Annotated in this window: 25 protein-coding genes; 16 read left to right on the top strand and 9 right to left on the bottom strand. The window is 66.8% G+C overall.

Features of this window, described 5'->3' with window-relative positions:
• Positions 1 to 3: 3 nt before the first annotated feature.
• Positions 4 to 1,185: a Yip1 family protein gene (locus WG901_RS05855; protein WP_339586067.1), complete on the bottom strand. Its 1,182-nt coding sequence runs from the start codon at positions 1,183 to 1,185 to the stop codon at positions 4 to 6.
• Between the two features lie 139 nt (positions 1,186 to 1,324).
• On the opposite strand from WG901_RS05855, the gene dnaE reads away from it, so the two are divergent.
• A complete protein-coding gene (gene dnaE / locus WG901_RS05850) occupies positions 1,325 to 4,879 on the top strand; it encodes a DNA polymerase III subunit alpha (RefSeq protein WP_339586066.1) in 3,555 nt (1,184 codons plus the stop codon).
• On the opposite strand, the gene WG901_RS05845 is transcribed toward dnaE, so the two are convergent.
• Positions 4,876 to 5,190, bottom strand: coding sequence for a hypothetical protein (locus tag WG901_RS05845; RefSeq protein WP_339586065.1), 315 nt, complete (start codon positions 5,188 to 5,190; stop codon positions 4,876 to 4,878). The genes dnaE and WG901_RS05845 overlap by 4 nt on opposite strands.
• 145 nt (positions 5,191 to 5,335) lie before the next feature.
• Here WG901_RS05845 and WG901_RS05840 point away from each other — a divergent pair, with 145 nt between their 5' ends.
• Together WG901_RS05840 and WG901_RS05835 are read left to right on the top strand one after the other, a co-directional pair.
• Positions 5,336 to 6,943: a long-chain fatty acid--CoA ligase gene (locus tag WG901_RS05840; RefSeq protein WP_339586064.1), complete on the top strand. Its 1,608-nt coding sequence runs from the start codon at positions 5,336 to 5,338 to the stop codon at positions 6,941 to 6,943.
• A 92-nt stretch (positions 6,944 to 7,035) separates the two neighbouring features.
• Positions 7,036 to 7,632 (top strand): hypothetical protein, encoded by a 597-nt coding sequence (locus tag WG901_RS05835; RefSeq protein ID WP_339586063.1) that lies wholly within the window; start codon positions 7,036 to 7,038, stop codon positions 7,630 to 7,632.
• An 18-nt stretch (positions 7,633 to 7,650) separates the two neighbouring features.
• Here WG901_RS05835 and WG901_RS05830 read toward each other — a convergent pair whose 3' ends face one another.
• Positions 7,651 to 8,730 carry a PA0069 family radical SAM protein gene (locus tag WG901_RS05830; protein WP_339586062.1) on the bottom strand — a complete coding sequence of 360 codons (1,080 nt, stop codon included), beginning with the start codon at positions 8,728 to 8,730 and terminating at the stop codon, positions 7,651 to 7,653.
• 74 nt (positions 8,731 to 8,804) lie between these two features.
• Between WG901_RS05830 and WG901_RS05825 the strand changes: the two genes are divergently transcribed.
• Genes WG901_RS05825 through WG901_RS05815 form a run of 3 tightly spaced genes read left to right on the top strand, consistent with a single transcriptional unit; the run spans position 8,805 to position 10,205 of the window.
• On the top strand, positions 8,805 to 9,665 hold the full coding sequence (locus tag WG901_RS05825) for an arylamine N-acetyltransferase family protein (RefSeq protein WP_339586061.1): 861 nt from the start codon (positions 8,805 to 8,807) through the stop codon (positions 9,663 to 9,665).
• A 57-nt stretch (positions 9,666 to 9,722) separates the two neighbouring features.
• On the top strand, positions 9,723 to 9,926 hold the full coding sequence (locus tag WG901_RS05820; RefSeq protein WP_339586060.1) for a hypothetical protein: 204 nt from the start codon (positions 9,723 to 9,725) through the stop codon (positions 9,924 to 9,926).
• A gap of 48 nt (positions 9,927 to 9,974) precedes the next feature.
• On the top strand, positions 9,975 to 10,205 hold the full coding sequence (locus WG901_RS05815) for a hypothetical protein (RefSeq protein WP_339586059.1): 231 nt from the start codon (positions 9,975 to 9,977) through the stop codon (positions 10,203 to 10,205).
• Between the two features lie 7 nt (positions 10,206 to 10,212).
• On the opposite strand, the gene moaB is transcribed toward WG901_RS05815, so the two are convergent.
• The 3 genes from moaB to WG901_RS05800 are packed head-to-tail and all read right to left on the bottom strand — an operon-like array spanning position 10,213 to position 13,313.
• Positions 10,213 to 10,740 (bottom strand): molybdenum cofactor biosynthesis protein B, encoded by a 528-nt coding sequence (gene moaB / locus WG901_RS05810; protein ID WP_339586058.1) that lies wholly within the window; start codon positions 10,738 to 10,740, stop codon positions 10,213 to 10,215.
• Positions 10,730 to 12,520 carry a lytic transglycosylase domain-containing protein gene (locus WG901_RS05805; protein WP_339586057.1) on the bottom strand — a complete coding sequence of 597 codons (1,791 nt, stop codon included), beginning with the start codon at positions 12,518 to 12,520 and terminating at the stop codon, positions 10,730 to 10,732. Before WG901_RS05805 ends, moaB begins: the two co-directional genes overlap by 11 nt.
• A 37-nt stretch (positions 12,521 to 12,557) precedes the next feature.
• On the bottom strand, positions 12,558 to 13,313 hold the full coding sequence (locus WG901_RS05800; protein ID WP_339586056.1) for a uracil-DNA glycosylase family protein: 756 nt from the start codon (positions 13,311 to 13,313) through the stop codon (positions 12,558 to 12,560).
• Between the two features lie 94 nt (positions 13,314 to 13,407).
• Between WG901_RS05800 and WG901_RS05795 the strand changes: the two genes are divergently transcribed.
• The 7 genes from WG901_RS05795 to WG901_RS05765 all read left to right on the top strand — a co-directional run bounded on the left by WG901_RS05795 (position 13,408) and on the right by WG901_RS05765 (position 21,612).
• On the top strand, positions 13,408 to 15,057 hold the full coding sequence (locus WG901_RS05795; protein WP_339586055.1) for an electron transfer flavoprotein-ubiquinone oxidoreductase: 1,650 nt from the start codon (positions 13,408 to 13,410) through the stop codon (positions 15,055 to 15,057).
• Positions 15,058 to 15,139: 82 nt separating this feature from the next.
• Positions 15,140 to 15,937 carry a 4-(cytidine 5'-diphospho)-2-C-methyl-D-erythritol kinase gene (locus tag WG901_RS05790; RefSeq protein WP_339586054.1) on the top strand — a complete coding sequence of 266 codons (798 nt, stop codon included), beginning with the start codon at positions 15,140 to 15,142 and terminating at the stop codon, positions 15,935 to 15,937.
• Positions 15,934 to 16,662, top strand: coding sequence for an N-formylglutamate amidohydrolase (locus tag WG901_RS05785; protein ID WP_339586053.1), 729 nt, complete (start codon positions 15,934 to 15,936; stop codon positions 16,660 to 16,662). The genes WG901_RS05790 and WG901_RS05785 overlap by 4 nt, the downstream gene beginning before the upstream one ends.
• 79 nt (positions 16,663 to 16,741) lie before the next feature.
• A complete protein-coding gene (gene ilvD, locus WG901_RS05780; RefSeq protein WP_339586052.1) occupies positions 16,742 to 18,598 on the top strand; it encodes a dihydroxy-acid dehydratase in 1,857 nt (618 codons plus the stop codon).
• Positions 18,598 to 18,966, top strand: a complete 369-nt coding sequence (locus WG901_RS05775) for a hypothetical protein (protein WP_339586051.1) — start codon at positions 18,598 to 18,600, stop codon at positions 18,964 to 18,966. The genes ilvD and WG901_RS05775 overlap by 1 nt, the downstream gene beginning before the upstream one ends.
• Positions 18,950 to 20,350: an NAD(P)H-hydrate epimerase gene (locus WG901_RS05770; protein WP_339586050.1), complete on the top strand. Its 1,401-nt coding sequence runs from the start codon at positions 18,950 to 18,952 to the stop codon at positions 20,348 to 20,350. The genes WG901_RS05775 and WG901_RS05770 overlap by 17 nt, the downstream gene beginning before the upstream one ends.
• Positions 20,347 to 21,612, top strand: a complete 1,266-nt coding sequence (locus WG901_RS05765; RefSeq protein ID WP_339586049.1) for a class I SAM-dependent RNA methyltransferase — start codon at positions 20,347 to 20,349, stop codon at positions 21,610 to 21,612. The genes WG901_RS05770 and WG901_RS05765 overlap by 4 nt, the downstream gene beginning before the upstream one ends.
• On the opposite strand, the gene WG901_RS05760 is transcribed toward WG901_RS05765, so the two are convergent.
• From WG901_RS05760 to WG901_RS05750, 3 genes are read right to left on the bottom strand one after another with little or no spacing between them, the layout of a single operon-like run.
• Positions 21,596 to 22,024 (bottom strand): MAPEG family protein, encoded by a 429-nt coding sequence (locus WG901_RS05760; RefSeq protein ID WP_339586048.1) that lies wholly within the window; start codon positions 22,022 to 22,024, stop codon positions 21,596 to 21,598. The two genes, WG901_RS05765 and WG901_RS05760, sit on opposite strands and share 17 nt — an antisense overlap.
• A gap of 53 nt (positions 22,025 to 22,077) precedes the next feature.
• Positions 22,078 to 22,728, bottom strand: coding sequence for a class I SAM-dependent methyltransferase (locus WG901_RS05755; protein ID WP_339586047.1), 651 nt, complete (start codon positions 22,726 to 22,728; stop codon positions 22,078 to 22,080).
• A complete protein-coding gene (locus WG901_RS05750; protein WP_339586046.1) occupies positions 22,728 to 23,942 on the bottom strand; it encodes a BtaA family protein in 1,215 nt (404 codons plus the stop codon). The genes WG901_RS05755 and WG901_RS05750 overlap by 1 nt, the downstream gene beginning before the upstream one ends.
• Before the next feature lie 141 nt (positions 23,943 to 24,083).
• Here WG901_RS05750 and WG901_RS05745 point away from each other — a divergent pair, with 141 nt between their 5' ends.
• From WG901_RS05745 to WG901_RS05735, 3 genes are read left to right on the top strand one after another with little or no spacing between them, the layout of a single operon-like run.
• A complete protein-coding gene (locus WG901_RS05745; protein ID WP_339586045.1) occupies positions 24,084 to 25,295 on the top strand; it encodes a saccharopine dehydrogenase family protein in 1,212 nt (403 codons plus the stop codon).
• Positions 25,296 to 25,309: 14 nt separating this feature from the next.
• Positions 25,310 to 25,699 (top strand): VOC family protein, encoded by a 390-nt coding sequence (locus WG901_RS05740; protein ID WP_339586044.1) that lies wholly within the window; start codon positions 25,310 to 25,312, stop codon positions 25,697 to 25,699.
• Positions 25,699 to 26,304: a 2-hydroxychromene-2-carboxylate isomerase gene (locus WG901_RS05735; RefSeq protein ID WP_339586043.1), complete on the top strand. Its 606-nt coding sequence runs from the start codon at positions 25,699 to 25,701 to the stop codon at positions 26,302 to 26,304. Before WG901_RS05740 ends, WG901_RS05735 begins: the two co-directional genes overlap by 1 nt.
• Positions 26,305 to 26,306: the final 2 nt, after the last annotated feature.

Genomic DNA, 26,306 nt, shown 5'->3' with positions numbered 1-26,306 from the left:
GTTCTAGCCGACCAGATCCGCCAGATCGTCGTGGTCGATCGACGATACTGCCTGCTTGAGCTCGTCGATCGAGCCGGCCGAGCCCTCGGCCTCGATCATGAAGCGGTTGTTGATCGTCGTCCCGAACTTGCCCGAATTGGTGGTCTTGTTCCAGCTCTCGTTCTGGAGCTGGCCATTGACCGAATAGGTCTTCTCGTAGCCGTCGGCGTCTTCCTTGCTCTGCTCGACGCCCATGGCGGCGCCTAGGCCCGAAAGCGCGCCGAGTGCCGACATGTCTGCGATCTTGAGGACGAAGCTCTTGTCGCCGGCCGTGTAGGTGCCCTGGGCGGTGGAGCCCATCGCGCCGGCCGAGACGCTTTCGGTGGCCGAGCGCTGATAGGCGCCGATGGTTTCGGGCAGCAGCGCCTTCATCCGGTCGGGCGCGATCGGCGGGGACTTGCCATTGGCGGCGTCTTCCATCTGCTTCGTGGCCTGCTGGATCTTGTCGAGATCGACCGAGCCGCCGCCGGGGATCGTCACCTTGCCGGAAATGTCACCGTCCGATTGGGTGATCGCGCCGCCGCTCAGCCCCGCGAACAGCAGGGTGATCGGCGCGATGATCAGCGACAGGATGAACCCGCCGACGAGCGCACACAGGAAAGTGACCGCAGTATAGCCCGCGGCCTTGTCCTCGGGCACCTTCATCATTGGGCCGACGCCGACATAGAACAGGTAGATCGTGTAGAGCCCGAGGATCGAGAAGAAACCGATCGCCGGGATCAGGCCGAACACCTGAGAAAGCCAGGCGGCCGTCGATGCATAGGCGACGAGCTTGAAGGCGTTCAGGCGATTGCTCTGGCCGTTGAACTTCGGCGCGAGGAAATCGGCGATGAAGGCCAGGAGAAAAACGCCGGCGATGACCACGCCATACTGGATCAGCGCGCTGACGATGGCGCCGACGAGCGAAGGCCGGAAGGAGACGCCGAAGGCGCCATAGCCGAAGACCTGACCGCCGATCAGCGAGGCTACCGGACCGATCGCCGCGAGCGGCAGGACGTAGCTTTTGAGGATATCGCCCTGCGAGGTCGGCTCGCGGCCGATCTTCAGCCATTCGTCCTTGGGCGTCAGGATGATCGCCTTGGCACGATCCACCAGCGACGGTGGCCGATCGACCCCGGACAAGTCTGCACCAGACAGATCGACCATAAAGCGCCTTCCCCTCAACCTCTCGCGGCCTCGATAGGAGCATATCTGTGCAATTTTGCAAGCTTGCAGGCGACATTTCCCCAAGGACCTGCAGGTGCCTGCTTGATACTTGGGGTGGCTCGTCCCTAATCTGAGGGCCATGGCCTACGCTCCCTTCGTGCCCCTGCGGGTCTTTTCCAGTTACACGATGCTCGACGGCGCGATCGAGCCGAAGGCGATCGCCAAGCTGGCCAAGGAGCGTGGCTTTCCGGCGATCGGCATTGCCGATCGTAACGGCCTCTATGCTTCGACCGCCTTTGCCGGAGCCTGCAACGACGTGGGCGTCCAGCCGGTCATCGGCACCTTTCTGGCCGTCGCGCGTCCGGTGGACCTGCCGGGTGGCGGTACGATCGACTGGCTGGCGCTCTATGCCCAGAACGAGACCGGCTGGGACAACCTCTGCCACCTGGTAAGCCGGGCGCATCTCGATCGCCCGGCCGAGTTCGATCCGCATGTCCTTCTGTCGGATCTCCAAGGTCACAGCGACGGTCTGATCGCGCTGACCGGCGCGGGCGAAGGCGCGCTGGCGCGGCTCCATGCCGACAACAAGCCCGACGGTGCCGAAGCCTATTGCGATCGGCTCCAGGCGCTGTTCGGCGACCGCCTCTATATCGAGATCGCCCGCCGCGGCGATGCGTCGGAGGACGCCTCGGAAGACGGACTGATCGACCTCGCCTATGCGCGGAACCTGCCGCTCGTCGCCACAAATCCCGCGCAATATGCCGAGCCCGGCTTCCACCCGGCGCACGATGCGGCGCTGTGCATCGCCAATTCCACTCACATCGATGCGCCCGAGCGGCCGCGGTCGAGCCCTGAAGCCTGGGTCAAGCCCGCGGACACGATGGCCGAATCCTTCGCCGATCTTCCCGAAAGCATGGCCAATACGCTCGTCGTCGCGCAGCGCTGCGCTTTCTCGCCGCCCAAGCGCAAGCCGATCCTGCCGAGCCTCGCCGGCGACAAGGAAGGCGAGGCGCGAGTCATGGCTGCGGATTCACGGACGGGCCTGGTCGAGCGGCTCAAGCTCTATTACCCCGAGCACGTTTGGGACGAACTCCACGAAGCGCTGACCGCCGCGCCCGAACTGGCCGAATGCCGCTACGAGAAGCTCGAGGCCGAAGGGCTGTGGGAAGAGGTCCAGAGCTACAAGGCCCGCGTCGAGTTCGAGATCTCGATCATCAACCGCATGGGTTTCGGCGGCTACTTCCTGATCGTTGCCGACTTCATCAAGTGGGCCAAGGACAACGGCATTCCGGTGGGGCCGGGGCGTGGTTCGGGCGCGGGCTCGGTGGTCGCCTGGGCGCTGACCATCACCGACCTCGACCCGCTGCGGCTGGGCCTGCTGTTCGAGCGCTTCCTCAATCCCGAACGCGTCTCGATGCCCGATTTCGACATCGACTTCTGCGAAACCCGCCGCGGCGAGGTGATCCGCTACGTCCAGTCGAAGTACGGCCACGACCACGTCGCCCAGATCATCACCTTCGGCAAGATGAAGGCCCGCGCCGTGCTGCGCGACTGCGGCCGCATCCTGCAGATGAGCTATGGCCAGGTCGACCGCCTCTGCAAGATGGTGCCCAACCATCCGACCGACCCCTGGCCGCTGCCACGCGCTCTCAACGGCGTCGCCGAGTTCAAGCGCGAATACGACAACGACGATGAAGTCCGCCGGCTGATCGATCTGGCGATCCAGCTCGAGGGCCTGCCGCGCAATTCGTCGACTCACGCCGCCGGCGTGGTCATCGGCGATCGTCCGCTGGCCCAGCTCGTTCCGCTCTATCGCGATCCGCGCTCGGACATGCCGGTCACCCAGTTCGACATGAAATATGTCGAGGACTCGGGGCTGGTGAAGTTCGACTTCCTCGGCCTCAAGACGCTGTCGGTGCTGCGCAAGGCCACCGATCTGTTGCAGCGGCGTTCGATCACGATCGACCTGGCGACGCTGCCGTGGGACGATGCCATGGTCTACGAGCTGCTCCAGCGCGGCGACACGGTCGGCGTGTTCCAGCTCGAATCCGAAGGCATGCGGCGCACGCTGGCGGCGGTGAAGCCAACCAACTTCGGCGACATCATCGCGCTCGTCTCGCTCTATCGCCCGGGCCCGATGGACAACATTCCGCTGTTCGGCCGGCGCAAGAACGGGCTCGAATCGATCGAGTACCCGCACGAGAAACTCGCGGGCATCCTGTCCGAAACCTACGGCATCTTCGTCTACCAGGAACAGGTGATGCAGGCCGCGCAGATCCTGGCGGGCTATTCGCTCGGCGACGCCGACCTCTTGCGCCGCGCCATGGGCAAGAAGGTCCAGGCCGAGATGGACGCGCAGCGTCAGCGCTTCGTCGAGGGCTGCAAGGCCAATTCGGACATCGACGCCAAGAAGGCCAACGAACTGTTCGACTTGATCGACAAGTTCGCCGGCTACGGCTTCAACAAGTCGCACGCCGCCGCCTATGCGCTGCTCGCCTATCACACCGCCTGGCTCAAGACGCACTACCCGCACGAATTCTACGCGGCCTCGATGTGCTTCGACATGCACCAGTCGGAAAAGCTGGCGATCTTCGTCGACGACATGCGCCGCGCCGGTCTGTCGATCGAGGGGCCGGACATGAACCGCTCCGAGGCCGAGTTCACCGTCGAGCAGACCGAGGAAAGCTATGCCGTGCGCTATGCCCTGGCCGGCATCCGCAACGTCGGCGAAAAGGCCATGGAGCAGATCGTCGAAGAGCGTGAGACGAACGGCAAGTTCGTCAGTCTCGACGACCTGTTCCGCCGCGCGCCCGCGGGGTCCATGAACCGCCGTCAGCTCGAAGGGCTGGCTGCCGCGGGTGCCTTCGACAGCCTTGAGTCGAACCGTGCCAAGGTTATGGCCAATGCCGATACCCTGCTGATGGAGGCCGATCGTTCGGCGCGCGAACGCGTCAGTGACCAGCACAGCCTGCTCGGCGATCACACGGAGCAGGCGCTGCGCATGGTCGAGGCCGAGGCTTGGTCGCGCGCCGACCAGATGGCCAAGGAGCGCGAGAACTTCGGGTTCTATTTCGCCGCGCACCCCATCGAGCAATACCGCGCGATCGCGTCGGCCAACGGTTCGCGCAGCCATGCCAGTCTGATGACCTCGGGCGTGGCGGGCGGACGCTTGCAGGCGACGATGGCGGCCATGGTCGAGGGCGCGAGCAAGGGCCGCACGCGCAAGGGCGCCGAATTCGTGCGCTGCGATTTTTCGGACAACACCGGCCAATTTTCCTCGGCCTGCTTCGAGGAAACCCTGGTCGAGAACTTCGTCAAATGGGGGCGCGAGGGTACTTGCGTTCTGCTGACGGTCGAACTCGACAGTCCCAGCGTCGACGAACCGCCGCGTATCACCGTGCGCGGGGCGCGTCCGCTCGCCGAAGTGCGCGACGCCGCTAAGATGGTGCTCTCGCTCGATGTATCGAGCATCGATGCGGTGCAGGAGCTGGCGATGATGCTCGTTACCGGCGCGCCGGGGCGCGGTGAGGTTCGTGCAGCGCTGCATGTCGGCGAGGACACGGTGAAGAAGGTCCGCCTGGGTCGCGATTTCGTGCTAGATGGCGAACTGGTCGATCGCATCGCAGAGATCGAAGGCGTGGCCAACGTTTCGCTCAGGGCCGAGCGCGGGGCGAGTTTGCGGCTGGTAGCCTAGCGCCGGAAAACCCGCGTATGGCGCGCGGCGAGCATGAGTACCGTCGGCACCAGCATGGTGTTCCACAGGTCCTTCCAATTGCCCCAGAGATCGATCCGCGTGTGGTACGTCACGCTGTCGCGCAGGTCCCAGGCCTCGCCGAGCGAGGCCACGACCAGTACGGCCAGCCAGGGCTTCCACTGCGCCGCCTTCCAGCGGAACAGCAGGCAGGCTCCGAGAAACACGGTCAAAGCCACGTAGATGTGCAGCGCGTCCTTCGCGAGGTCGAGATGCTGGACGAGGAACAGCTTCGTCTGCTGCAGCGGGCTCATGCCGGAGGTGTGACGCGCTTTCCCGGGTTCGGCAATCCTGGGGCCATCGGTGAACAAACATTTCCGGTGCAAGACACCGCTGGCGGGATTCCGCGGAATCGCTAAGCTGTCTCCGACGCTTGAGCTGTCAGGGGACCGGGACCGAATGAGCAATCTGGGCGCCATGCAGGACTGGGAGCTGCGCGTCTCCCTGCTGATCGATCACGCCGCGCGCGAGCACGGCGAGCGCGAGATCGTTACGCAGTGGGCTGATGGCAGCCAGACCCGTGCGACCTGGGCTTCGGTGCGCCGCGATGCGCTGAAGATGGTCCAGGCGCTGCAGCGGCTCGGCATCAAACCCGGCGATCGCGTTGCCACCCTGGCGATGAACCACGGCCGCCACTTGGTCGCCTGGTACGGCGCGACGGGGGCGGGCGGGGTGCTCCACACGATCAACCCGCGCTTGTTCGACGACCAGCTCGACTACATCGCCAACCACGCCGAGGACCGCGTGCTGATCTACGACGCGGCGTTCCAGCCGATCGTCGATCGCATGCGCGACCGCTGGACGACGATCGAGCACTACGTCTGCTTCGACTCTTCTGACCACGCTCCACATTTCGAGGACTGGATCGGCGCCGAGGACGGCAATGCCGAATGGATCGAGGGGAGTGAACGCGATCCGGTGATGCTCTGCTACACCAGCGGCACCACAGGCAATCCCAAGGGCGTGCTGTTCGAGCATCGCTCGAACATGCTCCACACCTTTGCCGCGCTGATGCCGCAGTGCCTCGATCTCGACGCGCGCTGTGCCGTGCTGCCGGTCGTGCCGATGTTCCATGCCAACAACTGGGGCTTCCCTTGGGCGGCGGCGGCGGTCGGCGCCAAGCTGGTCTATTGCGCGAACAACGAGGCCGCGAACCTCTGCAAGCTGATCCGCGAGGAAGAGGTCAATTACCTTGCCGGTGTGCCCACGGTCTGGCTCTCGGTGATCCAGCACTGCGAGGCGACTGGCCAGCCGCTGCCGCCGCTGACCAAGGCGCTGACCGGCGGCTCGGCCATGCCGCGTGCGATCATCGAGCGCCTGATGCGCGAAGGCATCCGCATCGCTCATGCCTGGGGGATGACCGAGACCTCGCCGATCGCGACGATCGCCTTCGAACCCGCGAACTTCGACAGCCTGCCCTTCGACGAGCAGGTCTCGATCAAGGCCAAGCAGGGCAAGGCGCTGTTCGGCATCGAGTTGCGCACGGTCGATCTCGACGATCCGAGCAAGGTCCTGCCGCGCGACGGCTCTACCTCGGGCGCGCTGCAGGTGCGCGGGCCCTGGACGATCAAGCGCTACTTCAAGGCAGAGGCCGACGCCGCGCCCGCTCCCGACCAGTGGTTCGACACGGGCGACGTCGCCACGATCCACCCCGACGGCACCCTGCAGCTGACCGACCGCACCAAGGACGTGATCAAGTCGGGCGGCGAGTGGATCAGCTCGGTCGAACTCGAGAACGCCGCGGTCGCGCATCCGGCCGTGGCCGAGGCGGCAGCGATCGGCGTGCCTCATTCGAAGTGGGACGAGCGGCCGATCCTGGTCGTGGTGAAGAAGCCGGGCATGGAGGTCACCGGCGAGGAATTGCGCGCCTTGCTCGCAGGGCGCGTCGCCAAGTGGTGGCTGCCCGATGCAGTCGAATTCGTCGACGACATCCCGCACACGGGTACGGGCAAGATCAGCAAGAAGGACCTGCGCGAGCGGTTCAAGGACTATCGTCTGGAGCAATAGGGCGTCCCAAAGCCGGACAGCGCGATGTACGGCTCATCTGGCGTTCACGCGCGGATCGTAGCATTTAGGAAACCATGATGGGGAGAACGACCATGCCCAGGTTCCAGGCAGCGCTCCTTGCCGGCGCCGCGATCCTGACTTCGGCGACCGCGGCCCAGGCCGCCGATCCGCAGTGGCACACGACGATCGTCGAGATGCCCGACGGTTCGGACATCGAGATCCAGTACGTCGGCGATATCGAGCCGCGCGTGCGTGTCGCCATGCCCGTGGTCCAGGGTGCTAGCCCCGCCGCGGTCGAGGCCGAGGGCACGCCGATCGCCTATGGCGGCATCCCGCGCGCGCGCCGCATGATCCAGCCGCCCGCGCCGGGCGTGTCGCAGTACGCGCCGCAATATGCCGCGCCGAGTGCACCACTTTCCGCGCCGCCGCAATTCGTCATCGCCGGCGATCAGCCCAAGGGCAGCACTTACGAATATACGCTGATCACCACCGGCACCGACGGCAAGGTCTGCTCGCAGCGCACCGAATGGACCTCGCAGGGCAAGAACAGGGAACCGCGGGTGAAGCGTGTCGACAGCGGCGAAGGCTGCGCCGGCCTTATCGCCCCGCCGCCCGCGTCCGCTCCGGCCGCGCCGGTGCCGCAAGGTGCTTCGCCGCGGATCGTGCCGGTCGATCCGAGTTCGATCTGAACTCTTTTGAACGTCAGGTCAAAGTAAGCTCAACTGCCCGTTGGCCGACGGCTTGCGAAAGCCGCCGACGTCGAGATCCAGCGCCACCCGGTTCATCCCCAGCCGTTTGCAGGCAAGGCGGAAGCGCGTGCGGAACAGATCGGCCCAGACGCCCTGCGGCTTCATTCGCGAGAAGAACCCAGGATCGTTGTCGCGCCCGCCGCGGATCGACTGGACGATGTGCATGACCTTGCCCGCGCGATCGGGGTAATGAACCTCGAGCCATTCGCGGAACAGCGGCGCTACCTCGTGCGGCAGGCGCAGCAGGATCCAACTGGCCGAAGTGACCCCGCGCTCGGCTGCCTGCGAGAGGATCGCTTCCATGAATTCGTCGGTGATCGACGGGATCACCGGCGCGATCGAGACATGCGCGGGCACTCCTGCCGCGGCCAGTTGCCCGAGCGCGGCCAGCCGCTTGGCCGGCGCGGAGGCGCGCGGTTCGAGCAGGCCCGAAAGCCGCGGATCGAGGCTCGTCACCGATATGCCGACCGCGACCAGCCGCAGCTTCGCCATTTCGCTGAGCAGGTCGAGATCGCGCGTGACGCGCGCCGACTTGGTCGTGATCGTCACCGGATGGCGCACTTCGAGGCAGACTTCGAGGATCTGCCGGGTGATCTCGTAACGCCCCTCGATTGGCTGGTAGGGATCGGTATTGGTTCCCATCGCGATCGGCGCGGGCTTGTAGCTCGGCTTGGCCAGCGTCTCGCGCAGCAGCCGCGCTGCATCGGGCTTGGCGAAGAGCTTGGTCTCGAAATCGAGACCGGGCGAAAGATCGTGATAGGCGTGGGTTGGCCGCGCGAAGCAGTAGATGCAGCCGTGCTCGCAGCCGCGATAGGCGTTGATCGAGCGGTCGAAGACGATGTCGGGCGACTGGTTGAAGCTGACGATCGTCTTGGGGCGCTCCTCGGTCACAATCGTGCGCAGTTTGGGGCCGGGGCCGTCGATCTCCTCGCGCGCGTCGAGCCAGTCGCCATCGTCATGGCGCTCGGCCAGGCCGAAGCGGCGCGAGACGCTGCCGGACTGGGCGCCGCGGCCGTGGACGGTGGGCTTGGGACTCATGGAATGGAACATAATAAGAACAAAATGTCCTGTCGAGTCTGGCGCATGTCATCTGTCGCCCTTAGAAGCAGGGCATGAGCACGATCGATCAACGCCTTGCCGCCTATCTCCATCGCATCGGCCTTGCCGAAGCGCCGCCTGCGGACGAGGCGGGGCTCGAACGCCTGCTGGCCGCGCACCGCCAGGCGATCGCCTTCGAGAATCTCGATATTCCGCTGGGCCGCGGCATCGCCATCGACGGCGGCAGCGTGTTCGCCAAGCTCGTGGGCGCGCGGCGCGGCGGCTATTGTTTCGAGCAGAACCGCCTGTTCTCCGACATGCTCGGGGCCACGGGCCTGCCGAACCGCCCGCTGCTCGCGCGCGTCTGGCTGCAGGTGGAGGCGGGCACTACGCCGCCGCGCACCCATGTGCTGCTGCTCGTTGACATCGAGGGCCGCAAGGTGATCGCCGATGCGGGCTTCGGCGGAAGCTTCGTACCGCCGCTGCCGCTCGTCGACGGTGCCGAGGGGCTTACGCCCGAAGGCGCGTCGCATCGTTTGCGCCAGCTCGGTCCCGAAGACGGCATGGCCGGCGAATGGCTGCTCGAACGCGCGGGTCCGGTCGCCGCGACAGACGGCCGCTCCGCGCCGCACGAGGACTGGCAACCGCAATACAGCTTCGACCTCGCGCAGGTTCAGGACGCCGATCTCGAGCAGTGCAATCATTGGACCGCGACGCGCCCCGATACGCGGTTCACCACGCTGCACGTGGTCAGCCGTGTCCTGCCGGACGGCTTCGCCGCGATGAGCGACCGCCGGCTGACGATCTATCGCGCCGGCTCGACCGAATTCCGCGCGATCGAGGACGTGGCCGATTACGCCACCGCGCTGCGCGACGTCTTCGGTCTCGATATCCCCGTCGCCGAACTCGCCCGGATGCGGATATTCGCCGGGTGAGGTTGAACGCTCGTCCCGATTTGCCTATCGCGCCCGTCGATTAGAGGAGTTCCCCCCATGGCCAATACCATCAAGCTTGCCCTGACCGAGGACGAGGCCGAAATCATCGCCGACGCGCTCGAGGTCGATATGGAAAACTACGTCGAAGCCGCCAAGGAGGCGCGCGGCAACAACCAGCGCGACGACGTCAAGACCTTCACCGAAGCGGCCGAACGGATCGGCGCCTTGCTCACCAAGGTGCGCGCGCTGGTCGGAGAATAGGGAACTTCTGCGGGTGTCGGGTCTTCTTTTTGCCAAAGGAGACTGTCGATGCTTGGTAAATTGATCGCGGGAATCGCCGGACAACAGGTCGCAGAGCGCTTCAGCGGCGGCAACGGCGCCAAGGGCGCAGCGATCGGCGTGGTCGCAGCCACGGTCGCGCGCCGGCTCGGGCCTGCGGGTATCCTCGCGGCGCTGGCCGGTGGTTACCTGCTCAAGAAGCATAGCGAGAAGCGCCAGGAAGCCGCGGTTCCGCCGGTCTACGGCGCAGCGCCGGGCTGACCGGGCGCTAGACCTCGCGCAGGCGCGGCATAAGCTCGACGAAGTTGCAGGGCCGGTTGCGGCTGTCGAGCTGCTCGGCGAGGATTTGGTCCCAGCCGTCCTTCACCGCGCCGTTCGAGCCAGGCAAGGCGAAGATGTAGGTTCCGCGCGAAAGCACGGCCATCGCTCGCGACTGTACGGTCGACGTGCCGATCGTCTTGAAGCTCAGCCAGCGAAACAGTTCGCCGAAGCCGGGGATATCCTTCTCCCTGACGCGTTCGAGCGCCTCGGGCGTGACGTCGCGCCCGGTCAGGCCCGTGCCGCCGGTGGTGATCACGCAATCGACGCGTCGGTCGTCGATCCAGTCGTTCAGACGGCTGACGATGCGGTCCACAACGTCCTTTTCGATCGCGCGCTCGATGAGGTTGTGACCTGCGCCGGTTACCCGGCCGGCAAGAAGCGCACCTGACGTGTCGTCATCGAGCGTGCGGGTGTCGGAAATCGTCAGGACCGCGATATTGATCGGAGTGAAGGTCCGGCTCGTGTCAACGGGCACGCACGACGGCTCCGTTTGGCCCCATGCGCACGGCGTTGGAGCCGGCGAGGCCGGGGAAGGTCGGCCACAGGCCTTGCGCCAGCGCAGCGCGGCTTTCCGAAGGGCCACCGGCCTGGCGCTCGTACATCCAGTAATTGCGCATCACGATGTTCACATAGCCGCGCGTTTCCCAATAGGGCACCGACTCGATCCACAGCAGCGGATCGCCCTGGTCCTTGATCTCGGTGTTCCAGCGGCTGATCGGCAGAACGCCGGCGTTGTAGGCGGCCATGACCTTGGGCAGCAGGCCCTGGGTGCAGTTCTGGTCGCGCAGCATGTTGAGGTGGCGCTGGCCGAAGGCGAGGTTTACCTCGGGCTTGTTCAGATCGCTGGCATTGCCCGTATAACCGAGCGAGCCGGCGTGATCTTTGGCCGCCGCGGGCATGATCTGCATCAGGCCGCGCGCGCCCGCGGGGCTGACGACCGAGGCGCGGAATACCGATTCCTGCAGTGCGTGGGCATAGACCAGCGCGGGATCGACCTGCCAGCCGCCGACGGGGGTCCACTTGGGCGTGGGGAAGCGCGTCGCCGGTTCGGGCTTGCCACCGGCGGGGGCGTTGTAGGCCATCCAAAGCTGGGTCGAAGGCAGGCCGAGATCGCGCGCGAGGCGGGTCAGCGGCTGATACTGGTCGGCCGAGCCGATGCGCGCCTGGTGGCGGAGCACTTCGTCGGCGAGGGCATCCTGGCCGATTTCCGACAGGCCGACCGCGACGCGGATGTTGGCGCTGTCGCGCAGGCGCTGCCAGTCGTTCTGGGTGAAGTCGGCCTCGCCATGCTGCTCGGGCAGCTTCATGCCGAGCTGTTCGGCAGCGAGCATGCCGTAGAGCGTCTCGTCGCGCGCGGCGGCCAGGCGCAGCGGCGCGGCGGCTTCTTCGGGCTTGCGGCAACGCACGAGCGCGCGGCTTTGCCAGTAATAGGCGGCCGAGCGCAGCTCGGCATTGTCGGCGCGTGCAGCGGTGTTCTTGAAGGCATCGGCCGCGCCCTGACAATCGCCGAGGCGCCAGGCCGAAAGGCCCGCGGTCCACCAGGCTTCGCCGATCCATTGGCCGGCGCCCTGGGTGGCGAGCTGGGCGAGGCTGTAGGCCTCGGTATCCTGGTTCTCGATGTAGAACGACCAGGCGACGCGCTGACGCCATTCGGCGCGCGCGGAATCGGACAAGGTGGCATCGACACCGTCGAGCAGGGTGCGCGCGCCCAGCGGATCGTCGTTCTTGATCTTGTCGAGAATGCCCGCGGCGATCGCGGCCGGCATCGTGCCATCCTCGACACTGCGCGGGCGCACGCGCTTGGCGATGCTCGGCAGGCTGACGAGTGGCTGCGCCCCGGGCATCGCGGGCATGACGCCGGCGCCGCGCGTCATCGCCAGGCGGGCGATCTGTTCGGACTGCGGCAGGCTGGTGCCCTTGGCGAGCCAGGCGCTTAGCTGGCCAAGCTCGATGCGAGGGCTGCCCGAGGCGAGGTAATACTCGGCGAGGGCTTCCTGGTGGAGCGGACCGTCTTCCTTCTGCGCGAACAGCGCCTGGACGCGGGTCCAGTCCTTCTTGTCGATGGCGGCGAAGAGATCGCGGTAATAGGTGCGCTCGTCCTGGCTGAGCAGCGATGGCACGGCGGTGCGGTCGGCGCGCGTGCGGAAATAGTCGACGGCGGCACTGTTGGCCTGGGCGGGGGCAATGCCGAGCGCAACGGCGCTGGCGGCGGCGAGACCAATAGTCAGCGCCCGTGCTTTCGCGGCGAATGTCACTGTGCGTCCGATTCCTATCCGTCCCCGGCTCGTCAGATCAGATCTGCGTCCAGTCGAGCCACCCTTGCCATAGCCCAGCCTTCCAGCGCGGTCGTTCGAGCAAGGCAGACAAGCTCTTACCGGCAAGCAGGGGAATGGTCAGACCCTCATGGTTAATTTCGCGTAAAACGGCAGGACTATGCGCCGGATCGTTGCCCAAGAGCGGCAGGATGTTGCTGCCGAGCGCTATGACCCGCTTCGGTGCAGCCAGTCTGACGTGATTCAGAAGCACGGCGCCGAAGCCCTTGTCGGCCAGTTCGGCCCAATCGGCCATCGGCGTGTGGCGTGGCAGGACACTTGCCAGATAGATGTTCTCGAGCCCGATCCCCATCGCCGCGAGCATCGCCTCGAGCAGCTTACCCTGGGGGCCGGACAGCAGTTGTTCGCCGTCGTCGCGCTCAGGTTCGGGCACGATCACCATGATGTCGGCGCCCTGATCGCCGCGCGGCGGCACCCGACCGCTCAGGCGCCCCTCGTCGAGCAGCGGATCGTCGAGCCACCATTGCCGGAAGGCCGCGAGGTCCTGCGGCAGGCTGCTGCGGTCGATCGTCGGCTTGGGGGGCGGGGCCTCGGCGACGACGGCGCGGCGCTCGGCCTGCTTGGCTTCGGCCTCGTTCGGCGCCAGCCAGCGGTTCGGCTCTTCAGCGAAATCGCAGTCGACCCCGGCGTCGCGCCACCAGTCGAGCGCGGCCGCGAAGTCCTCGACAAACCCGGATTTCGCCCCATCTTCCATCTGGCGGGTCTTGACCTGCAAGCCCGTTCCAATCAAGGCGCAGAGGAATTTAATTGCACGATTAGCGTGCATACAGGGGACGGCCTTTGCGGGCCGGGAGAATAGGACAAGAGAGATGAGCGAACGGGAATCGATGCCCTATGACGTCGTGATCGTGGGTGGCGGGCCGGCAGGCCTGGCCACGGCGATCCGGCTCAAGCAGCTCAATGCCGACCTGGCGGTCTGCATTCTGGAGAAGGGCTCGGAGATCGGCGCGCATATCCTGTCGGGCGCCGTGGTCGATCCGCGCGCGCTCGACGAGCTGCTGCCGACCTGGCGCGACGACGGCTGCCCCATGGCCGAGACGCCGGTGACCGACAACTGGCACTGGTTCCTCACCGCGAACGGCAAGATGCCGATCCCGCACATCCTGATGCCGCCGTTCATGTCGAACGACGGCAACTACACGGGCTCGCTGGGCAACCTGTGCCGCTGGCTCGGCGGCAAGGCCGAGGAACTCGGCGTCGAAATCTTCCCGGGTTTCCCCGCTGCCGAGATACTCTACGACGACAAGGGTGCCGTCATCGGCGTCCAGACCGGGGACATGGGCGTCGCGCGCGATGGTGAGCACAAGGGCGACTACCAGCCCGGCATGAACCTGCTCGCGAAATATACCGTGTTCTGCGAGGGCGCACGAGGTCACCTGACCAAGCGTCTGAAAGCCAAGTACGATCTCGAGCGCGATTGCCAGCCGCAGAAGTATGGCCTCGGCATCAAGGAGCTTTGGGACATCTCGCCCGACAAGCACGTGCCCGGCCGTGTGCTCCACACCCAGGGCTGGCCCCTGTCCGAGAGCGGCAGCGGCGGCGGCGGTTTCCTCTACCACCAGGCGAACAACCAGGTGGCGCTCGGCTTCGTCACGACGCTCGATTACGCCAACCCTTACGTCTACCCCTTCGAGGAATTCCAGCGCTGGAAGCAGCATCCGGAAATCCGCAAGATCCTCGACGGTGGCAAGCGCGTTTCCTACGGTGCGCGCGCGATCAATGAAGGCGGTTGGCAGTCGGTGCCCAAGCTGGCCTTCCCGGGCGGCGTCCTGGCGGGCTGCTCGGCCGGCTTCGTCAACGTGCCGCGCATCAAGGGCAGCCACACCGCGATGAAGAGCGGCATGCTGGCGGCCGAATCCATTGCGGCTGCCGTTGCGGGCAACCGCGAACATGACGAGCTCGGCGAGTTCGATACGGCCGTGCGCGACAGCTGGATCGCCAAGGAATTGAAGCTCGTCCAGAATGCCGAGCCGCTGCTCGCCAAGTTCAACGGCGACCTGTTCGGCGCGGCGCTGGCCAATGTCGACATGTGGCTGCGCTATCTCAAGCTGCCGATCTTCCCGGCGATGAAGCACCACACCGACGCTTCGGAGACGCAGCGCGCCGACCTGTTCCAGCCGATCCACTATCCAAAGCCCGACGGCGTGATCAGCTTCGACCGCCTGACCTCGGTCTCGTTCTCGTTCACCAACCACGAGGAAGACCAGCCGGTCCACCTGCTGCTCAAGGATCCTTCGGTGCCGACCGAGATCAACCTGCCGGTCTATGCGGGTCCCGAGGCACGCTATTGCCCGGCGGGCGTCTACGAATTCGTCGATCCCGACGGCGCGGGCCAGCGGCTGCAGATCAACGCGCAGAACTGCGTCCACTGCAAGACCTGCGACATCAAGGACCCGACGCAGAACATCGACTGGGTCGCGCCCGAAGGCGGCGGCGGGCCGAACTATCCGAATATGTAAGGCTTCATCGCCGTCCTTGCGCAAGCGGGGACGGCGGTAGCATTTTGACTTGGTGATCATCCCCTGACAGGGGAGGGCTATCGTGATCGAAACCGCCTACGCAAAGATCAACCTCGCCCTCCACGTCCGCCGCCGGCGCGACGACGGCTATCACGAGCTCGAGACGCTGTTCGCCTTCGTCGATCAGGGCGACCGGCTGAGCGCCTCGCCTGCCGCGCGCGACGTGCTCCACGTCAAGGGCGAGTTCGCCGGGGCGCTCGACGATCCCTTCGGCAACATCGTCGTCAAGGCGCTGGGCAAGCTCAAGCATGTCCCCGGCTGGTCGGTCTCGCTCGAGAAGAACCTGCCCGTGGCCGCGGGGCTCGGCGGCGGCTCGGCCGATGCCGGCGCGATCTTCCGCATGGTCCGCCAGTGGGGCGGCCTGCCTGATAACTGGCACGACATCGCCACCGCGCTCGGCGCCGACGTACCCGCCTGTGTCGAAAGCCGGACCTGCCTGGGCACGGGCACGGGCACCGATCTCGCGGTGGTCGACGACGACCTTGCCGGCACCCCCGTTCTGCTGGTCAACCCGCGCGTACCGCTGGCGACGGGGCCGGTGTTCAAGGCCTGGGACGGCCAAGACCGCGGTGCCATGCCGGGCGGTAGCGCGCGCGAAATCGCGCTGGCCGGGCGTAACGATCTCGAAATGCCGGCGATCGGCCTGTGCCCGCCGATCGCCGATGTCCTCGCCGCGCTCAACGACACCGCGCCGCTGTTCGCGCGCATGTCGGGCTCGGGCGCGACCTGCTTCGCGCTCTACGCGAGCGAGGCAGCGCGCGATGCCGCGGCAGCGGGGATCAACGCGGACTGGTGGCAGATGGCGGGGAAGCTGCGATGAACGATGCCTTCCGCTTGATCGGCACCCCGCGCTTCGGCGGCATTCTCGTGGTCGCCGATCACGCCTCGAACCGCGTGCCCGAGGACATCGATCTCGGCATCGATCCCTCACTGCTGACCCAGCACATCGCCGTCGACATCGGCGTGCGCGAGGTGGCCGAGGCTATGGCGCAGACCTCGGGTATCGCCGCTTTCCTGTGCAACGCCAGCCGCCTCGTTTGCGACTGCAACCGCGACGAGGGCGCCCCCGCGATCGTGCCGATCGCCAGCGACGGCCATGCCATCCCCGGCAACGAACTGAGCCACGCGGAACACGAGGCCCGGCTCGATCGCTTCTTCCGACCCTATCACGCGGGGCTCGCCGAACAGCTCGACGCCGTGCCGCCCGGCTTGATCCTGTCGCTTCACAGCTTCACTCCACAACTGGTTAGCAATCCTCAGGAAAAGCGTCCCTGGCAGGTCGGTGTGCTATACAACGAGGACGACCGCGCGGCGCGGATCGCCATCCCGCTGCTGGAGGCCGAAGGACTGGTGGTGGGCGACCAGCAGCCCTATTCGGGCAAGCTCCTCAACGCGACGATGAATCGCCATGCCGAGGCCGAGGGGCGGCCCTATCTCGGCATCGAAGTGCGCCAGGACGAGATCGGTCACCCTGCCGGCCAAGGCGAGTGGGCGGAACGTCTCGCACGCATCTGCAACGAAGTTGCGCTCACCATAGGCGAATAGGGCATTTTCTTCTTCGGAAGAGTCCCTACCTGCACTAGGGCAGCGCTAACTTAGTTAGATTTTCGACCGGAGCCAGACCATGCCCGCCTATCGTTCCCGCACCACCACCCACGGCCGCAACATGGCGGGCGCGCGGGGGCTCTGGCGCGCCACGGGCATGAAGGACAGCGACTTCGGCAAGCCGATCATCGCCGTGGTGAACTCATTCACCCAGTTCGTGCCCGGTCACGTCCACCTCAAGGATCTGGGCCAGCTGGTCGCGCGCGAGATCGAGGCGGCGGGCGGCGTCGCCAAGGAATTCAACACGATCGCGGTCGACGATGGCATCGCCATGGGCCACGACGGCATGCTCTATTCGCTGCCCAGCCGCGACCTGATCGCGGACTCGGTCGAGTACATGGTCAACGCCCACTGCGCCGACGCGATGGTCTGCATCTCGAACTGCGACAAGATCACGCCGGGCATGCTGATGGCGGCGATGCGGATTAACATCCCCGTGGTCTTCGTCTCGGGCGGGCCGATGGAGGCCGGCAAGGTCGTTCTGCGCGGCAAGGAAGTGGCTCTCGACCTCGTCGATGCGATGGTCGCCGCCGCCGACGAGAAGTACACCGACGAGGAAGTGCAGACGATCGAGCGCTCGGCCTGCCCGACCTGCGGCTCGTGTTCGGGCATGTTCACCGCCAATTCGATGAACTGCCTGACCGAGGCGCTGGGCCTGTCGCTGCCGGGCAACGGCTCGACCCTGGCGACCCATTCGGACCGCGAGCGTCTGTTCCTCGAGGCCGGGCGTCTCGTCGTCGATCTCTGCCACCGCTACTACGAGCAGGACGACGCGAGCGCCCTGCCGCGCAACATCGCGACCTTCGAGGCTTTCGAGAACGCGATGAGCCTCGATATCGCCATGGGCGGCTCGACCAACACCGTGCTCCACCTGCTCGCCGCCGCGCACGAGGCGGGCGTGGACTTCACCATGACCGACATCGATCGGCTGAGTCGCCGCGTTCCCTGCCTGTCGAAGGTCGCGCCGGCCAAGAACGACGTCCATATGGAAGACGTCCACCGCGCCGGCGGGATCATGGCGATTCTCGGCCAGCTCGACCGCGCCGGGCTGATCCACACCGATCTGCCGACGGTCCACGCCAAGACGATGGGCGACGCGCTCGACCGCTGGGATATCAGCCGCACCAGCGATGCCTCGGTACAGAAGTTCTTCAAGGCGGCGCCCGGCGGCGTGCCCACCCAGGTCGCCTTCAGCCAGTCGAGCCGCTGGGATGAGCTCGACACCGACAGAGAAGCCGGCGTTATCCGCTCGGCAGAACACGCTTTTTCGAAGGACGGCGGCCTCGCCGTGCTCTCGGGCAACATCGCGCTCGACGGCTGCATCGTGAAGACCGCCGGCGTCGACGAAAAGATCCTCAAGTTCACCGGCCCGGCCCGGGTCTACGAGAGCCAGGACGCAGCGGTCGCGGGCATCCTCGGCGGTGAGGTCACGGCCGGCGACGTCGTCGTGATCCGCTACGAAGGGCCGCGCGGTGGGCCGGGCATGCAGGAAATGCTCTACCCGACCTCCTACCTCAAGTCGAAGGGCCTCGGCGCCGCCTGCGCGCTGATCACCGACGGCCGCTTCTCGGGCGGCACTTCGGGCCTGTCGATCGGCCATGCCTCGCCCGAGGCGGCCGAAGGTGGCGCGATCGGCCTTGTCGAGAACGGCGACACGATCGAGATCGACATCCCCGGTCGCACGATCCAGCTGGCGATCTCCGATGCCGAGCTGATGAAGCGTCGCGCCGAGATGGAAGCGCGCGGCGACAAGGCCTGGCAGCCCGTGCATCCGCGCCCGCGCAAGGTCTCGGTCGCGCTCCAGGCCTATGCGGCGATGACGACCAGCGCCGCGCGCGGCGCGGTGCGCGACGTGACCCAGCTCAAGCGCGGCTGATGCGCGGCGCGGCGGCGACGGTCGTGGTCCTGGCACTCGCCGCCTGCGGCAAGGGCAGGGATACGCAGCCGGCGCCGGTGCCGACCAAGACGGAAGAGAACCACGTGAGCTGCGCGCCCGCGGGCGCGCGGGACTTCGCGCTCGCCTGCACGCGCGAGATCGCGCAGTCGCCGGATGGCGAGACCTGGGTGATCCGCCATCCGAACGGTGGTTTCCGTCGCTTCGTGCTGATCGACGGCGGCAAGCGCATCGCCACGGCCGACGGCGCCGACGAGGTCGCGGCGACGCGCATCGGCAGCGATCTCGAGGTGCGCGTGGCGAACGATCGCTATCGCTTCCCGGCAGCGGCCGATGCCGCCGCACGCTGACCAGATCCTTACCTTCGCGCAGATGCGCGCGGCCGAGCAGGCGCTGATCGACGCCGGCTCGAGCGTCGATGCGCTGATGCAGATCGCGGGACGCGGGGCGGCCGACTGGGTCTGGCGGATCGCCGCACAGCACAAGGTCACCGTGCTCTGCGGCCCCGGCAACAATGGCGGCGACGGCTGGGTGATCGCCGAGGCCCTGCGCGAGCGCGGTGGTGCGGTCGTGGTCGTGCCTGCCGCCGAGCCCCGGACCGACGCCGCCAAGGCCGCGCGCGCGCTCTACCAGGGCGAGGTGCTGGCCCCCGACGCCGCGGTCCAAGGCGACGTCTTCGTCGATTGCCTGTTTGGCAGCGGCTTGACGCGGCCATTGAGCGCGGAACATCTGGCCTTGCTGACCCGCCTCGTCGCGAGCCATCGCCTGAGCCTTGCGATCGACCTGCCGAGCGGCGTGGAAGCGGACAGCGGCGCGCTTCTCAATCCCGACCTGCCGGCCTTCGACCTGACCCTGGCACTCGGCGCCTGGAAGCGTGCACATATGCTGATGCCCGCGAGCGCCCGGCTCGGCGCGCTGCGGCTCGTCGACATCGGCGTGGCGGCGGTTCCCGGCACGGCGACGCTGCTCGGCCGCCCGCGGATCGCCGCGCCCGCGGCCGAGGCCCACAAGTACACGCGCGGTCTGTTGGCGGTGGTGGGCGGCGCGATGCCCGGCGCCGCCGTGCTTGCGGCGACTGCGGCGCAGGGGGCGGGTGCGGGCTACGTCAAGCTTTTCACCGATCACGGTCCGCCCGCGCCGCCCGATCTCGTGATCGCTACGGGCAAGCTCTCCGAAGTCCTTACCGACCTGCGTAACCGGGCAGTGCTCGTCGGCCCGGGGCTCGGGCGTGACGCCAGGGCGCGCGAACGCCTCGCCGTGGCGCTAGCCGATCCGGTGCCCGCCTTGGTCGATGCCGACGCGCTGCTGTTGATCGGCGAGCGCACGCTCGCGGACCGCCAGGCTCCGGTCGTCGCCACGCCGCATGGTGGGGAACTGGTGGCACTCGAGCGGGCTTTCGGCTGCGACGGGCAGGGCGCCAAGCCCGAGCGTGCGCTGGCTCTGGCTGGGGCTAGCGGCATGGTGATCGTCGCCAAAGGCCCCGACACCCTGATCGCCGCACCCGACGGGCGGCTCGTTTTCGCGTCTCGCGCGGCGTCGTGGCTGTCGGTCGCGGGCACCGGTGACGTGCTCGCCGGAACGATCGCCAGCCGGCTCGCCTGCGGCATCGAGCCCTTCCAGGCTGCGGGCGAGGGCGTCTGGCTCCAGGCCGAGGCCGCGCGGCTCGCAGGCCCGGCTTTTACCGCAAGCGGGCTTGCCGCGCGGGTGCCCGATGCTCTAGCCGCCTGCCTATGAGCGAAATCGAGGAAATCATCCGCATTGCCGCCAAAGGCGATGGCGTCACCGCGTCGGGACGCTTCGCCTGGGGCGCGGCGCCGGGCGACCGGCTGCTGCCCGACGGCACGCTCGAACGCGGCCCGCACCACATCGATCCGGCCTGCCGCCATTTCACCCAGTGCGGCGGCTGCCAGCTCCAGCAGCTCGACGAGGAGAGCCTGAGCGACTTCGTCGAGAAGCGCGTCGCCAACGCCTCGACCGGCCAGGAGCTCGGCGCCGAGCGGATCACGCCGCCGCACCTCTCGCCGCCGGGCACGCGCCGCCGCGCTTCGTTGCGCGCGGAGAGCTCGGGCGGCCGCGTGGTCATCGGTTTTCGCGAGGCCAAGTCGCACCGGCTGGTCGAGCTGGCCGAATGCCCGGTCATGCTGCCGGACTTCGTTACGATTCTAAATCCCTTGCGCAAGCTGTTGATCAGGCTTGGCCAATCTGGCGGGCAGAGCAAGGGGCGCAACAAGAAGCCCGGCGGCAAGAACGCCATGCCGCGCCTCGCCGCCGATATCGAACTGGCCATGACCGAGCAGGGCGTCGATCTCGGCATCAAGGGGCTGACCGTCGAAGGTCTCCAGGCCAACGAGCTGATGCTCGACTTCGCGCGCGAGCACGGCCTCGCGCGGTTGACGCTCGACCAGGGCTGGGGCTCGGAGACGCTGTGGGAGCCGGTGCCGGTCACGGTCCTGCTCGGCGGCGTCAGCGTCGGCTTCCCGCCGGGTTCTTTCCTCCAGGCAACACTCGACGGCGAGCAGGCGCTGGTCTCCGCCGCGCGCGAATGGCTGGCGGGTGCGACGACGGTCGCCGATCTGTTCTCGGGCCTCGGCACTTTCGCCTTCGCGCTGGCCGGACCTGAAACCAAGGTGCTGGCCGTCGAGGCGGCGCGCGACGCGCATCTCGCCTGCAAGGCCGCTGCGGGGCGCGCAGGGCTGCAAATCCACGCGCTGCACCGCGACCTGTTCCGCAATCCGCTGCAGCTTGACGAACTCGACCGCTTCGACGCCGTCCTGCTCGATCCGCCGCGCGCCGGCGCGCGCGACCAGATCGAGCTGCTGGCCGGCGGCAAGGTTCCGCGGATCGTCTATATCAGTTGCAACCCTTCGAGCTGGTCGCGCGACGCGGCACTGCTCGTCGAGGCCGGCTATCGGCTCGTCGAGCTGCGCCCGGTCGGCCAGTTCCGCTGGTCGACCCATGTCGAACTCGCCAGTTTGTTCGTCAAAACAGGTTCATGATTGCCAGTGCGACGAGCGCCATCAGCACGAAGCTCGACAGGGCGAAGACCAGGAAGCGCAGTTTCACCTTGTTGACGAGCACCTGGATCAGCGAGTGAACCACGCGTAGCAGCACGTAGGCCCAGGCCAGTTGCAGCGCGAGCCCATCGCCCTTGCCGATGATCGCGAGCGTGATCGCCACCGCATAGAAGACCGTAGGAGCTTCATGCAGGTGGTTGTAGTTGTGGGCTTTCCATTGCACTTGCGGCGGCAGTATCTGGTCGAGGCCCTTGGTCGTGTCGTGGACCAGGTCGTCGGGATCGACCTTGGCCGCGCTCAGCGCCGGGATGCGCGTCCCGTAGAGCCAGAACCACATCACCATGGTCCAGGCCGACAGTGCGACCACGGGTTGCAGGATCGTCATGCCGACCATTCAGGCTTCTCCTTCAGTGCTCTGGCGGAGACTGTTCGGCAGGCGGCGTGAAGTCAAATCCCGCGCGTCAGTGTGATCATCTGAAAGTAGCCGAGCGGGCCACGTGCCGATCGGCATTCGAGGCGGCGGTTCCAGGCGATCTCCTGCGCGGTCTCGACCAGCTCGCGCCGCGGCATGACGTGAAACGCCGCGAGCCAGGCGCGTAGGCCCTTGCGCAGCGGTGCGGGAAGGCCGGCGAGATCGCCGAAATCGACGACATGGAGCGCGCCGCCTGGTGCCAGCACCGAGGCGCCCTGGGCGAGCGCGGCGCGCCAGTCGGGGATCATCGACAAGGCATAGGACAGGATCGCGCGATCGACGTCAGCGCGGCCGAATAACTCCTGGACGCAGAACGCCGTGGCGTCACCCTGTGCGAGCACGGCGGAAGTGCCGAGCGTCGCGTGTGCGGATTTCAGCATTTCGCTGGACAGGTCGAGTCCGTGGAGCGCCACGCCCGGCCAGCGCCGCGCCACCTGCGCGAGGTTGCGCCCCGTGCCGCAGCCGATCTCGAGCACGGCCTGGCCTGGCTCGGCTGCCAGCTCATCGATCAGCCGATCGCGACCGAACAGGTAGTATTTGCGCGTCAGGTCATAGATGTGGCGCTGGCCGCGATAGACCGAATCCATCAGTGCGGCGTGATCGCCCGCTGGGTGGGCGATATCCATCAGCGCAGCACGTAAAGGTGGACGCCGCCGTAGATTGACGAGCGGTCCGCTTTGGTCGCCTCGCGCGATTCCGCTTCGGCGTAATGCCAGAGCGACAGCACTACATCGGGCACGCGACCCGGCAGCAGGCTCGGTTCGGCCGCGGTACGGAACAGCACGCGCGCGCCGGGGCGGGCGGTGCGGGTGATCTCGCGCCAGAGCCCGGTGAGTTGGGCGTCGTCCATCCAGTCCTGCGCGTCGAGCAGGATATAGCGGTCGAGGCTGGCCTCGGGCTGGGCGGCCAGATGCTCGGCAAAATTGGCCTGGCGCACGTCCAGCCGATCGATGCGATCGCGCATCAGGTCGTAATTCTCGGGCTTGAGATAGGGCGGCAGCGGATCGCCGGGCCCGCGGCCATAGCCACGACCAAAGGCCTGCCAGGCGAAGTAGTTGTCGTTGACCGGGAAGTGGCAGGCGAGCTTTTCGAGACGCTTGCGCAGGACGTCGGCCATGCGGTCGTCGCCGGCGAGCGCGGTGTATTGTGCGGGCGGAATGCCGAGGCCGAACAGCGAGGCCGGGCGGTCGGTCAGCCAGCGAACGAAGCGGCGGTCGAAGATCGGCGCGAACTTCTCGTCGAACACGCGGCGCTGGTCCTCGATTGTCTCGGCTTCGAGGATCGTGCGCGGATCGATCTTGTAGAGCTTGGCAAGGAAGTGTGCCAAGCCGATGAAATTGCCGAGCAATCCGCGCTTGTAGATGCCTTGGGAGAAACCGCCGATGCGCTTGCGGCCGGCGAGGTCGCGGCCTTCCCAATAGCGCCGCGTACGCGCGTCGAGATGGGGTGCCAGGTGTTCGCGATAGGCTGCAAGGTTGGCGGGATCGTCGGCTTCGGCGCAGAAGCGGCGCAGCGCCTCGTAATCGGGCAGGTGGCGGACCGCCGCGATCTTCAACCGGCCGAGCGCAAGATGCGCGGCGTTGAGATCGACCGCGGTGATCTGCGCCGGGTCGGCGGTCAGATAGGACAGCGCGTTGCACGAACCGCTGGCAATCGTCACGATCCGGCTGTCGGGCTGGATCTGCAGCGCTGCCATGTCGACCACCGGGTCTTCCCAGATCTGCGCGTAGACCAGCCCCTTGAAGGCGAAAGCGAAGGCCTTGTCGAGGAATTTGCCACCGGGATTGGCGTCACGGCGGACGACCGCCTTGGTTACGAGCTGAGCGGCGGACTTCGGCATAGGGGACACCTCGAATCGCACGTGCGGTGCGGTCCAATTGCGCCCGCGGCATGACCGTTCAGTGACTGTGTTGAGATGTCATGGAACGAGCCTATATGCGCCTGTCTGGCCCGCATCGGATCGGGCGAAAGGAGATGCGCTTTGAGCAAGGTTCTGGTTATCGGCGCGGGCGGCGTCGGTTCGGTCGCGGTCCACAAGATGGCGATGAATCCGCAGATTTTCTCGGACGTGCATCTCGCCAGCCGAACCAAGTCGAAGTGCGATGCGATCGCCGAATCGGTGAAGAGCCGCACCGGCCAGACGGTCAGCACCTATGCGATCGATGCCGAGGACGTGCCCGCGCTGACCGCGCTGATCCAGGAAATCGGTCCCAAGCTCGTCGTCAACCTGGCGCTGCCCTACCAGGACCTGACGATCATGGACGCCTGCCTGGCCGCCGGCGTGCACTACATGGACACGGCGAACTACGAGCCCAAGGACGTCGCCAAGTTCGAATATCACTGGCAGTGGGCCTATCAGGACCGCTTCAAGCAGGCCGGCCTGATGGCGCTGCTCGGCTCGGGCTTCGATCCCGGCGTGACCTCGGTCTTCGCGATGTGGCTCAAGAAGCACAAGCTCAAGACGATCCGCACGCTCGACATCCTCGATTGCAACGGCGGCGATCACGGCCAGGCCTTCGCGACCAATTTCAATCCCGAGATCAACATTCGCGAAGTCACCGCGCCCGCGCGGCACTGGGCGAACGGCGACTGGGTCGAGACCCCGGCGATGACGATCCGCCAGAACTTCGACTTCGAGGGCGTCGGCCCGAAGAACATGTACCTGATGTATCACGAGGAACTCGAGAGCCTCGCCAAGTTCGTCCCGGAACTCGAGCGCGCGCGCTTCTGGATGACCTTCGGCGACGCCTATATCCAGCACCTGACCGTGCTGCAGAATGTCGGCATGACGCGGATCGATCCGGTGCTCTACAACGGCCAGGAGATCATCCCGCTGCAGTTCCTCAAGGCGGTCCTGCCCGAGCCGGCTTCGCTCGGCCCGACGACTCAGGGCAAGACCAACATCGGCGATATCGCGACCGGAGAATCGCTCGACGGTTCGGGTGACAAGACGTTCTATATCTACAACATTTGCGATCACGAGGACGCTTATCACGAGACCGGCAACCAGGCGGTCTCCTACACCACGGGCGTTCCGGCGATGATCGGCGCGGCGATGATCCTGACCGGCGCCTGGTCGAGCGAGGGTGTGTTCAACATCGAGCAGTTCGATCCCGATCCCTTCATGGACATGCTCAACCAGCACGGCCTGCCCTGGCAGGTGAAGGAACTGGCGGGGCCGCTGCAGTTCTGACGAAAGGTCCCGCCATGGCCGCGTTCAAGCCCGACGGATATCCGGCGCTCTCGCCTTACGTGATCCTACACGATCCCGAGGCGACCTTGGCTTTCGCCGGGGCGGTGTTCGACGGTGCGCGGCTGCGGCGGATCGAGGACGAGACGGGGCGGATCCGCCATGCCGAGATCCGCGTCGGCGAGGTCGTGCTGATGATTGGTGGCGCGCTGGCTGACTGGCCCGCGCAGGACGCGCATCTGCACCTCTACGTGCCCGATGTCGACGCGACCTATGCGCGTGCGCTCGAACTGGGCGCGCAGGCGGTCCAGGCGCCCGAGCAGAAGGACGATGCCGACCGTCGCGGTGGCTTCCGCGATCCCGGTGGCCTGACCTGGTGGGTCGCCACCCAGGTCGATCCACACTGATGGCGTCGCCGGTCGACTTCTGGTTCGATTTCGCTTCGACCTATTCGTACCTCTCGGCTTCGCGGATCGATGCTGAAGCCGCAGCGCGCGGTGTCGTGGTGCGCTGGCGGCCCTTCCTACTCGGGCCGATCTTCGCGGCGCAGGGCTGGACCGACTCGCCGTTCAACCTGCAGCCGGTCAAAGGCCGCTACATGTGGCGCGACATGACGCGGCGGGCCGAGCGCTTCGGCGTGCCGTTTCGCGCGCCCGAGGATGCGAGCGCTTTTCCGCGGCGCAGCCTGCTGGCGGCACGCGTTGCGCTGGCGGTGCGCGACGAGCCCTGGGGCGTCGCGTTCTGCCGCCAGGTCTTCGCGGCCGAGTTCGTCGAATGGCGGGACATCGCCGATCCCGCAGTGATCGACGCCTGTCTGGAGCAGGCAAGGGGCAGCGCCGACGGCTTTTCCGCCGCCGATATAGGCGATGCGCAGAAGACGGCCTTGCGCGCTAGCGGCGAGGAAGCCGTGGCGCGCGGCCTGTTCGGCGCGCCGAGCTTCGTGGTCGGCGACGAGATTTTCTGGGGCGACGATCGCCTCGAGGACGCCCTCGACTGGGCAGCTAAGGACTGAAG

Source organism: Novosphingobium anseongense, from assembly GCF_037482895.1.
Taxonomy (GTDB): Bacteria; Pseudomonadota; Alphaproteobacteria; order Sphingomonadales; family Sphingomonadaceae; genus Novosphingobium; species Novosphingobium anseongense.
The sequence above is the reverse complement of the archived record's forward strand: the minus strand, read 5'-3'. Positions and strand labels throughout refer to the sequence as shown.

Coding starts and splice junctions, on each gene's coding strand:
- WG901_RS05855 (WP_339586067.1), bottom strand. CDS start 1,185: ATGGTCGATCTGTCTGGTGCAGACTTGTCCGGGGTCGATCGGCCACCG.
- dnaE (WP_339586066.1), top strand. CDS start 1,325: ATGGCCTACGCTCCCTTCGTGCCCCTGCGGGTCTTTTCCAGTTACACG.
- WG901_RS05845 (WP_339586065.1), bottom strand. CDS start 5,190: ATGAGCCCGCTGCAGCAGACGAAGCTGTTCCTCGTCCAGCATCTCGAC.
- WG901_RS05840 (WP_339586064.1), top strand. CDS start 5,336: ATGAGCAATCTGGGCGCCATGCAGGACTGGGAGCTGCGCGTCTCCCTG.
- WG901_RS05835 (WP_339586063.1), top strand. CDS start 7,036: ATGCCCAGGTTCCAGGCAGCGCTCCTTGCCGGCGCCGCGATCCTGACT.
- WG901_RS05830 (WP_339586062.1), bottom strand. CDS start 8,730: ATGAGTCCCAAGCCCACCGTCCACGGCCGCGGCGCCCAGTCCGGCAGC.
- WG901_RS05825 (WP_339586061.1), top strand. CDS start 8,805: ATGAGCACGATCGATCAACGCCTTGCCGCCTATCTCCATCGCATCGGC.
- WG901_RS05820 (WP_339586060.1), top strand. CDS start 9,723: ATGGCCAATACCATCAAGCTTGCCCTGACCGAGGACGAGGCCGAAATC.
- WG901_RS05815 (WP_339586059.1), top strand. CDS start 9,975: ATGCTTGGTAAATTGATCGCGGGAATCGCCGGACAACAGGTCGCAGAG.
- WG901_RS05795 (WP_339586055.1), top strand. CDS start 13,408: ATGAGCGAACGGGAATCGATGCCCTATGACGTCGTGATCGTGGGTGGC.
- WG901_RS05785 (WP_339586053.1), top strand. CDS start 15,934: ATGAACGATGCCTTCCGCTTGATCGGCACCCCGCGCTTCGGCGGCATT.
- ilvD (WP_339586052.1), top strand. CDS start 16,742: ATGCCCGCCTATCGTTCCCGCACCACCACCCACGGCCGCAACATGGCG.
- WG901_RS05775 (WP_339586051.1), top strand. CDS start 18,598: ATGCGCGGCGCGGCGGCGACGGTCGTGGTCCTGGCACTCGCCGCCTGC.
- WG901_RS05770 (WP_339586050.1), top strand. CDS start 18,950: ATGCCGCCGCACGCTGACCAGATCCTTACCTTCGCGCAGATGCGCGCG.
- WG901_RS05765 (WP_339586049.1), top strand. CDS start 20,347: ATGAGCGAAATCGAGGAAATCATCCGCATTGCCGCCAAAGGCGATGGC.
- WG901_RS05760 (WP_339586048.1), bottom strand. CDS start 22,024: ATGGTCGGCATGACGATCCTGCAACCCGTGGTCGCACTGTCGGCCTGG.
- WG901_RS05755 (WP_339586047.1), bottom strand. CDS start 22,728: ATGGATATCGCCCACCCAGCGGGCGATCACGCCGCACTGATGGATTCG.
- WG901_RS05750 (WP_339586046.1), bottom strand. CDS start 23,942: ATGCCGAAGTCCGCCGCTCAGCTCGTAACCAAGGCGGTCGTCCGCCGT.
- WG901_RS05740 (WP_339586044.1), top strand. CDS start 25,310: ATGGCCGCGTTCAAGCCCGACGGATATCCGGCGCTCTCGCCTTACGTG.
- WG901_RS05735 (WP_339586043.1), top strand. CDS start 25,699: ATGGCGTCGCCGGTCGACTTCTGGTTCGATTTCGCTTCGACCTATTCG.